The 8,559-nt window shown below is 35.1% G+C and carries 8 protein-coding genes; all 8 read left to right on the top strand.

Going from position 1 to position 8,559, the window contains the following annotated elements; all coding sequences use genetic code 11:
• A partial coding sequence (hisC, locus tag AC1DJR_RS11010; protein WP_477002609.1) for a histidinol-phosphate transaminase occupies positions 1 to 926 on the top strand: 926 nt, incomplete at its 5' end.
• Positions 919 to 2,019, top strand: coding sequence for a prephenate dehydrogenase (tyrA, locus tag AC1DJR_RS11005; protein WP_429688401.1), 1,101 nt, complete (start codon positions 919 to 921; stop codon positions 2,017 to 2,019). The genes hisC and tyrA, both read left to right, overlap by 8 nt.
• Positions 2,020 to 2,035: 16 nt before the next feature.
• Positions 2,036 to 3,325 (top strand): 3-phosphoshikimate 1-carboxyvinyltransferase, encoded by a 1,290-nt coding sequence (aroA, locus tag AC1DJR_RS11000; protein ID WP_477002608.1) that lies wholly within the window; start codon positions 2,036 to 2,038, stop codon positions 3,323 to 3,325.
• Positions 3,326 to 3,342: 17 nt separating this feature from the next.
• Positions 3,343 to 3,849: a SpoIIAA family protein gene (locus AC1DJR_RS10995; protein ID WP_477002607.1), complete on the top strand. Its 507-nt coding sequence runs from the start codon at positions 3,343 to 3,345 to the stop codon at positions 3,847 to 3,849.
• A 290-nt stretch (positions 3,850 to 4,139) separates the two neighbouring features.
• A complete protein-coding gene (locus tag AC1DJR_RS10990; protein WP_477002606.1) occupies positions 4,140 to 5,303 on the top strand; it encodes a GNAT family N-acetyltransferase in 1,164 nt (387 codons plus the stop codon).
• 109 nt (positions 5,304 to 5,412) lie between these two features.
• A complete protein-coding gene (locus AC1DJR_RS10985; protein ID WP_429688389.1) occupies positions 5,413 to 5,871 on the top strand; it encodes an NUDIX domain-containing protein in 459 nt (152 codons plus the stop codon).
• 122 nt (positions 5,872 to 5,993) lie between these two features.
• Positions 5,994 to 6,560: a TetR/AcrR family transcriptional regulator gene (locus tag AC1DJR_RS10980; protein WP_477002605.1), complete on the top strand. Its 567-nt coding sequence runs from the start codon at positions 5,994 to 5,996 to the stop codon at positions 6,558 to 6,560.
• 254 nt (positions 6,561 to 6,814) lie between these two features.
• A partial coding sequence (locus AC1DJR_RS10975) for an MMPL family transporter (RefSeq protein WP_477002604.1) occupies positions 6,815 to 8,559 on the top strand: 1,745 nt, incomplete at its 3' end.

The raw sequence follows: 8,559 nt of genomic DNA, 5'->3' as shown, positions 1-8,559 counted from the left end.
CTTTATATCCTGACGGAGGTGCTGAAGTACTCCGTCAAACAATTGCAGAGAAATTACAAGTGCAAATGGAACAAGTGCTTTGTGGTAGTGGACTTGATGAAGTCATTCAAATTATAAGTCGTGCAGTGCTCTGTAAAGGAGATAATATCGTAACTGCTGGCGCGACATTCCCTCAGTACCGTCATCATGCAATTATTGAAGGCTGTGAAGTGAAAGAAATTGCTTTAAAGAACGGTGTATATGATCTAGATGAAATTTCTTCAGCAGTTGATGAACATACAAAAATCGTATGGATTTGTAATCCGAACAACCCGACAGGCACATATGTGAATGAGCGAAAATTGACTCAATTCATTGAAAGCATTAGTGAAAATACGTTAATTGTCATTGATGAAGCGTACTATGAATACGTAACAGCAAAAGATTTCCCTGAGACATTACCGCTTTTAGAAAAACATAACAACATTCTTGTACTTAGAACGTTTTCTAAAGCATACGGATTAGCTTCTTTCCGCGTTGGTTATGCGATTGGACAGGAAGAGTTAATCGAGAAATTAAATGTCGTACGTTTGCCATTTAACGTATCTTCATTAGCGCAAAAAGCAGCGACGATTGCTTTTAACGATGAAGCGTTTATTGAAGAAATAGTTCGTGTTAATACAGAAGGATTACAACAATACGAAAGTTTTTGTACAGAAAATGAAATTCCATTTTATCCGTCGCAAACGAACTTTATCTTTTTGCCGGTAGATGATGCTGGGGAAATTTATGAAGCTTGTGCGCATGCAGGGTTTATTATTCGACCGTTCCCAAATGGTGTCCGTATTACAATCGGAATTAGGGAACAAAATGAAGGAGTGATTTCAGTGTTAAAACAACACTTTGAAAATAAAAAAGGTAAGTCTCGAGATGAGGCAAATGTGTAAAAAGGTAGTATTAATCGGTACTGGATTAATAGGAGGCTCTCTTGCATTAGCGATTAAAAAAGAGCACGATGTAACGATTATCGGTTATGACATATTTAAAGAGCAAGTAGAGCGCGCAAAAGAATTACATGTAGTTGATGAAGTAGCAGTAGATTTACAGGGTGCATGTGAGGAGGCAAATTTAATTGTATTTGCCTCTCCAGTTGAAGAAACGAAAAAGTTGTTACACAAACTTGCATCATTTCATTTACGAGAAGATGTCATTGTTACCGATGTAGGAAGTACGAAAGGGACAATCATGAATGAAGCGGAAGCTTTATTAACAAAGAAAGTTTCATTTATCGGCGGTCATCCGATGGCAGGTTCTCACAAAACAGGAGTTGAAAGTGCAAAGGCACACCTTTTTGAAAACGCATTTTACATTTTAACGCCAATGAATCACGTGCAGGCGGATCAAGTAGACGAGCTAAAAGAATGGTTAAAAGGAACAGGCTCTCATTTTCTTGTATTAAATACAAAAGAACATGATTATGTAACAGGAATAGTTAGTCATTTCCCACATTTAATTGCAGCAGGATTAGTAAAACAAGTTGAGAAACATGCTGGTGATAATCCGCTTATTCATCAACTAGCGGCAGGCGGATTTAAAGATATAACACGTATTGCATCAAGTAGTCCGAAAATGTGGAGTGATATCGTAAAGCAAAATCGCGGGCATTTATTGGAACTATTAGAAGAATGGATTTCAGAAATGGAAGAGCTATATAAGACGGTTTCTAAAGGAGATGCAGGAGAAATACAAAGTTATTTTGCAGATGCGAAAGAATATCGTGACTCTTTACCAGTTCGAAAAAGAGGGGCGATTCCTGCCTATCACGACTTATACGTCGACGTTTTAGATAAAGTAGGGGCATTAGCCCATATCACAAGCATTCTAGCAGAAGAAGAAATTAGTATTACGAACTTGCAAATATTAGAAGCGCGAGAAGGATTGCTCGGCGTTTTACGAATTAGTTTCCAAAGAGAAGAGGATCGAACGCAGGCAAAAATTGCGCTCGGAAAAGAAGAATACCAAACGTATGAAACAATTTAATGAGGAGGGTGACAACGTGAAAGAAAAAACAGTACAAACTGTAAATAACGGATTGAATGGCACAATTACAATCCCTGGAGATAAATCAATTTCCCATCGCGCTGTCATGTTTGGCGCAATCGCGGAAGGTAAAACAACAATTAAAGGATTTCTTCCTGGTGCGGATTGTTTAAGTACTATTTCTTGTTTTAAAGAAATGGGAGTAGAGATWAYRCAAAATRGAGAMGAAGTTACGGTAATTGGAAAAGGATTAGAAGGTTTACAAGAGCCAAAAGCTGTATTAGATGTTGGTAATTCTGGTACAACGATTCGATTAATGTCAGGAATACTTGCAAACACACCATTCTTTTCTTGCGTGCAAGGTGATGCTTCAATTGCGAAGAGACCGATGCAACGTGTAACAAATCCACTAAAGCAAATGGGTGCAAAAATTGATGGCCGAAAAGAAGGAACGTTTACGCCGCTCACAATACGAGGCGGGAATTTAAAGGCGATTGAATATACTTCACCGGTAGCAAGTGCGCAAGTGAAATCAGCTATTTTACTTGCAGGCCTTCGCGCAGAAGGTGTAACAGCTGTTACAGAACCTCATATTTCCCGCGATCATACAGAAAGAATGCTTGARGCGTTYGGYGTWAMRGTAACTCGCGTGGGGAAAACAGTGAAACTAGCAGGAGGACAGAAGTTAACCGCAACAGATGTTCAAGTGCCAGGTGATGTATCATCAGCGGCATTTTTCTTAGTAGCAGGTGCAATTATTCCAAATAGTAAACTACTATTACAAAATGTGGGAATGAATCCGACTCGTACAGGTATTATTGATGTTCTTGAGAAAATGGGCGCTACGTTTACTGTAGAGCAGATTAACGAAGGAGCATCAGAACCTGCTGCAAATATTACAATTGAAACATCGCCGCTGAAAGGAATCGAAATCGGTGGAGATATCATTCCACGACTGATTGATGAAATCCCAATTATCGCTTTAGCGGCAACACAAGCAGATGGAATTACAGTCATTAAAGATGCACACGAGCTAAAAGTGAAAGAAACAAATCGTATCGATACAGTCGTTGCTGAACTAATGAAACTAGGAGCTCGTATTGAAGCGACCGACGACGGAATGATTATTTACGGTAAATGTAAGCTAAAAGGAACTACAGTACATAGTCACGGTGATCACCGCATTGGAATGATGCTTGCGATTGCCGGCTGTATAGCTGAAGGAGAAACAACGATTGAAGATGCAGAAGCAGTAGGTGTATCGTATCCTACATTTTTTGAAGAACTGCAAACGTTAGCTAAATAAAGTGATGAGAAGCAGATATGCAATGTATCTGCTTTTTTATGTTGGCTTTTTTCGTAAATAATGTTGCTTTATTGCGTAAGAATTTTATCCTTATTGATTTTATGAGATTTTTACGCATAAATGTAACTAAGGGAGATGGTTCCAAGTTGAGTAAACGGAATATTAGCACAACATTTTCAGGGGATTTAATTGTTACCCATCTAATTGGCAAGATTAATACAGCTGATGTTTATGAATGGTTTAATGGCTTCGAGCAGGTTTGTCAGCAATTCATTTCCGAGGGKCGGAAATACAAATTGTTGGTGGATAGAAAAGGATACACGCCAGATCATTTTTCGGTTCAAAAAGCATGGAAAGATAAGTTCTTCAATGAAACCATTTTGAATCACAGTAAGGCAATTGCGTTTCTCCTTGAAGAAGGGGAGATAATGAATTATTTACAACAATCCAATACAAAARAATCCGTRAAATTTTTCGATGATTATGAACAAGCATTAATTTGGTTGAATGAATATCCAATATAAAACCTTTATTGAACCAGTTTCTCTCAATCAACTGGTTTTTTTTATGCCCGTAATGTTGCCGTTGTCATAAGTTTCATCACTTTCAATGGGACCTCTTAGCTTCGCAAACCCAAGAGAACGCAAGGCTTTTAATATTCTTATGCCCCCAATAGAAAGCAGTTGAAAAGAGCCTTTATGTTAGATTGTTTCTAAATCGATATCTTTTGTTGAAACATCCTCGTAATTTCACTTACCGAACTATAATAGTTTGAATTATGATATAATTCAAACGAGGAATGGAGGAGAAATATATGAACGTTATACAATTAAAAGAAGATAAGTTTAGAGAAGCATTACGTTTATCAGAATATGCTTTTCAATATAAAGCAAATGAAGAATGGATAGAGCAGAAAATTGCAAGAATGAAGGAAAGCCATCAAATATACGGTATTATGGAAGGAGAAGAGTTAGCTGCAAAGTTGCACTTAATTCCTTTTCATATTTACATAGGAAAAGAAAAGTTTAAAATGGGCGGCGTTGCGGGGGTAGCGACGTATCCGGAATATAGAAGAAGTGGATATGTAAAAGAGTTACTTCAGCATTCACTGCAAACTATGAAAAGAGATGGATATAGTGTATCGATGTTACATCCATTTGCCGTTTCATTTTATCGTAAATATGGCTGGGAACTTTGTGCGAATCGAATCGTATGTCAGATGACAAAGAGCGATTTAATAATWAAAAAACAAGTGAATGGTACAGTGAAACGTTTTAGTAAAGATAATCATCCAGAAGAAGTAGAGAATCTATATGAAACATTTGCAGAACGATTTTCTGGTATGTTAGTTCGCGGACGTAAATGGTGGCTACAAGCGGTGTATCATGATTTAACACTGGCAGTTTACTATGATGAAAATAAAACGGCGGCTGGTTACATTTTATACAAAATAGAGAATTCTAAAATGAAAGTAGAAGAATTTGTCCCATTACATAATGAAGCAAGAATTGGTCTTTGGAACTTCATCTGCCAACATGATTCTATGATTAAAAATCTAGAAATGATATTAAGTGAGACAGAACCACTTCTTTACACATTACAAGAACCACGAGTAAAAGCAGAAGTAACGCCATATTTCATGGGAAGAATTGTAGATGTAGAACAGTTTTTCAAACAATATGAATGGAACTGGAACAACGAAGAGCGAGAAGTAATTTTACATATTACAGATTCATTTGCACCGTGGAATAACGTAACGGTTCAACTTAAAAATAATGAAATAACAATCGTTAAAGAAGAAACAGCAAAAGAAAATGGAATTCAAATCGATATTAATGCGTTATCTACTATTATGTTTGGTTACAAGCGACCGCTAGAATTAAATGAAATAGACCTAATAAGCGGTAGCGAAGAGGAGATACGTGCATTTGAGAATGTAGTGCCGGTGCGTRAGCCGTTTATTTATGATTTCTTTTAATTAATGTCATGTGCTATGTATGAGTAACAAAGTACTATAATGATAACCTTTATATTATAGTACTTTTCTATTAATAGAGTGAAATCATTATTTTAGGAGGAAAAATAGAATGACTAGGCAAGCTGTAGGTGCRGTCGTATTCCAACACAGTGAATTTTTATTGGTACATAAGGTGAAAATTAGCGACATAGATGGAGAATATGCTATGCCAAAGGGGGAATGGGATTTTCCTAAAGGTGGAGTGAAACATACAGATAATGATTTAGAGAGTGCTATGTTGAGAGAGCTTGAAGAAGAAACTGGTTCAAAAAAGTTTGAAATTATGAAACAATTTGAACATAAGATTTGCTTTGAGTTTCCTGAAGAACTCAAAGTGAAAACTGGATTTGAAAAGCAAGAAACTACTATGTTTTATGTAGAATATATAGGTGATAGAACAGATTTAGATCCAAAAGATAATGAAATAAGTCAGGTTCAATTCTTTAAGATACAAGATGTATTGAGAGTTTTAAGTCATGATGATACAAAGAATTTCTTTGAAGAGATAATTCAAAAAATGTATGAATAACCTAAATGAGAGTGTTAGTTAATAAATGCTACATTACTTAGTCACGCACTTGACTTTTAACCGATGTAATTTATAATWAAAAACGGAATGAATTTTCATTCCTRRAAATTGAGGTGRGAAAAATGGCTAAAAAYAAACAAGARGAYATTTTTGAWGCKGCTATACAATTATTCGCAGAGCGTGGTTACGATGGTACAACAATTCCAATGATTGCCGAAAAAGCAAATGTAGGCGCTGGTACTATCTATCGCTATTTTGAAAATAAAGAGGCGCTCGTTAACTCATTATTTTCAAAAAGTATGTTGCAACTATCTGAAATACTAAAAACTGATTTTCCTGTTGAAGCAAGTATTCGTGAACAGTTTAGTCATACGTATAACCGTTTATTTGAATTTGCGAGAAACAATGTGAATGCTTTTCTTTTTACAAATTCTCACTGTGATAGTTATTTTCTTGATGAACAGAGTAAGAAAATATTTGAAGATTTTATAGGCTTCTTTATGAATATTATAGAAGATGGAATCGCAAAAGGTTTTCTTCGTCCATTACCGCCAGTTGCTTTAATTATTATTGTATATCAACCGCTAGAAAAATTAACTAAAGTAATGGCGACAGGGCAATTAGAATACTCAAAAGAATTAGTAAAAGAATTGGAAGAAAGCTCGTGGAATGCTATTAGAATCATTTGATTCTATAGCTTTATAAGTATAGGAATGAACATTCATTCCTAAATAGATTTAAAAAATGAAAACAGGAGATGATATATTTGTACAACTAAAGGAATGAATATTCATTCCGGAAAGAACCATTTAATAGGGTTTTAAGAATAGTCTAATAGAATGATAGGAATGAACGTTCATTCCTAAATAATAATTTTAAAAGAGTGGGAATGAATATTCATTCTGTAACTAACATGAAACTCTAATAACAGGAGATGATTCAAATGAGCAAGCTAAAAAGTTGGAGAAGTTTATCTTTTCTATTATGGATAGTTATTACTATTGCAATGGTCGTAACAATGCCTAATATGGATCAGTTAGTGAAGGAAAAAGGGCAAATCACGATTCCTAATACAGAACAAAGCAGTATTGCTGACAAGATGATAAAGGAGATGGATAAAGAAGGGGCTCAAAAGTATGAAATTATAGCCGTTTTTAATAGTGGAGATAAAAACGCTTTAACGAAGGAACAAAAAGAGGAAATAACAAAAACAATCAACGCCCTACAAAATGAAAAAGAGCAATTGGGAATTAAGGAAGTAGTTTCACATTTAGATAATAAAGATCTTGAGAAACAATTAGTTTCTCAAGATAATACGACTATTTTAACGCAAATATCGGTAGACAAAAAATATGGTGAAATATCAAAAGTTGCAAATGTACTTCATAATAAAATTAAACCGAAAGGAGTTAAAACGTACTTAACAGGAAGTGATTTAATAGCGGGTGATTTTCTTACATCCTCTCAAGAGGGMGTGAAAAAGACAGAAGTTATTTCRATCATTTTCATTCTTGTAGTATTAATCATTGTATTCCGTTCACCAGTTGTTCCGATTGTTTCTCTTCTTACAGTTGGTGTATCATATTTAGTCTCAATGGGGATTATTTCTCATCTTGTAGATCAATTTAATTTTCCGTTTTCTAACTTTACGCAAGTATTTGTAGTTGTCGTCCTGTTTGGAGTGGGAACAGATTATAACATTTTATTATATACAAGATTTAAAGAAGAATTAAGTAAACAAGAAAATGCATTTTTGGCTACGAAAGAAACGTTTAAATCGGCAGGTAAAACCGTTTTATATAGCGGGATAGCAGTACTAATTGGCTTTGCATCTCTTGCTTTAGCGAGTTTTAAATTATATCAATCTACTTCAGCAGTAGCAATTGGTGTTGCAGTATTACTACTCGTATTAACTACTTTAAATCCATTTTTCATGGTGCTATTAGGAAAAGGAATGTTTTATCCAGTTAAAACATTTAAAGGACATGAGGATAGTCGTTTATGGGGATTCTTTGCGAAAAATTCAGTAGCAAGACCATTTATCGCTTTAATTATCGTATTCGTGATATCGATTCCATTCGTATTAAAATATTCTAACACGCTTAATTACAATGATTTATTTGAAGTGGATAATAAATATGAATCAAAAATGGGGATTAACGTAATAGAAGAGCATTTTCCGCCTGGTTTCTCTTCACCAAGTACGTTAGTCATTCAATCGGATAAAAAGTTAGATGAGGCGACTTCTTTACAAACTTTAGATGAACTTACTGATAAAATCTCGAAAGTTAAAGGAGTCTCAGAAGTATATTCACCGACGCGTCCAACTGGAGATAAGATTAAAGAATTATATATAAATAAACAAGCCGGAGAATTGAATACAGGCTTAGGAGATGCAAATGGTGGCATAAAAGAAATTAATGATGGATTAACTGATGCTAAAGATAAAATGGGTAGTAATGACTCAAATAGTCTCGCAAATGTTCAAAAGTTAATTGATGGAACGAACGAGGCGAAAAACGGTGTATCAGCATTAGGAACAGCTTTAAATCAATTATCGAATGGCATAAATGATGGAGCACAAGGAGCAAAACAAATAGAGGATGGTTTAGCCTCATTAAACCAGAATATTAATGTCCTTTCTAATGCAACTTCGCAGCTTCATGCTGGTTATGCTCAGTTAGAAAA

The sequence above is a fragment of the Bacillus sp. 05T31 genome (assembly GCF_056396725.1).
The sequence above is the reverse complement of the archived record's forward strand: the minus strand, read 5'-3'. Positions and strand labels throughout refer to the sequence as shown.

Excerpts from the sequence above, each read along its gene's own strand:
- tyrA (WP_429688401.1), top strand. The coding sequence starts at position 919 with ATGTGTAAAAAGGTAGTATTAATCGGTACTGGATTAATAGGAGGCTCT.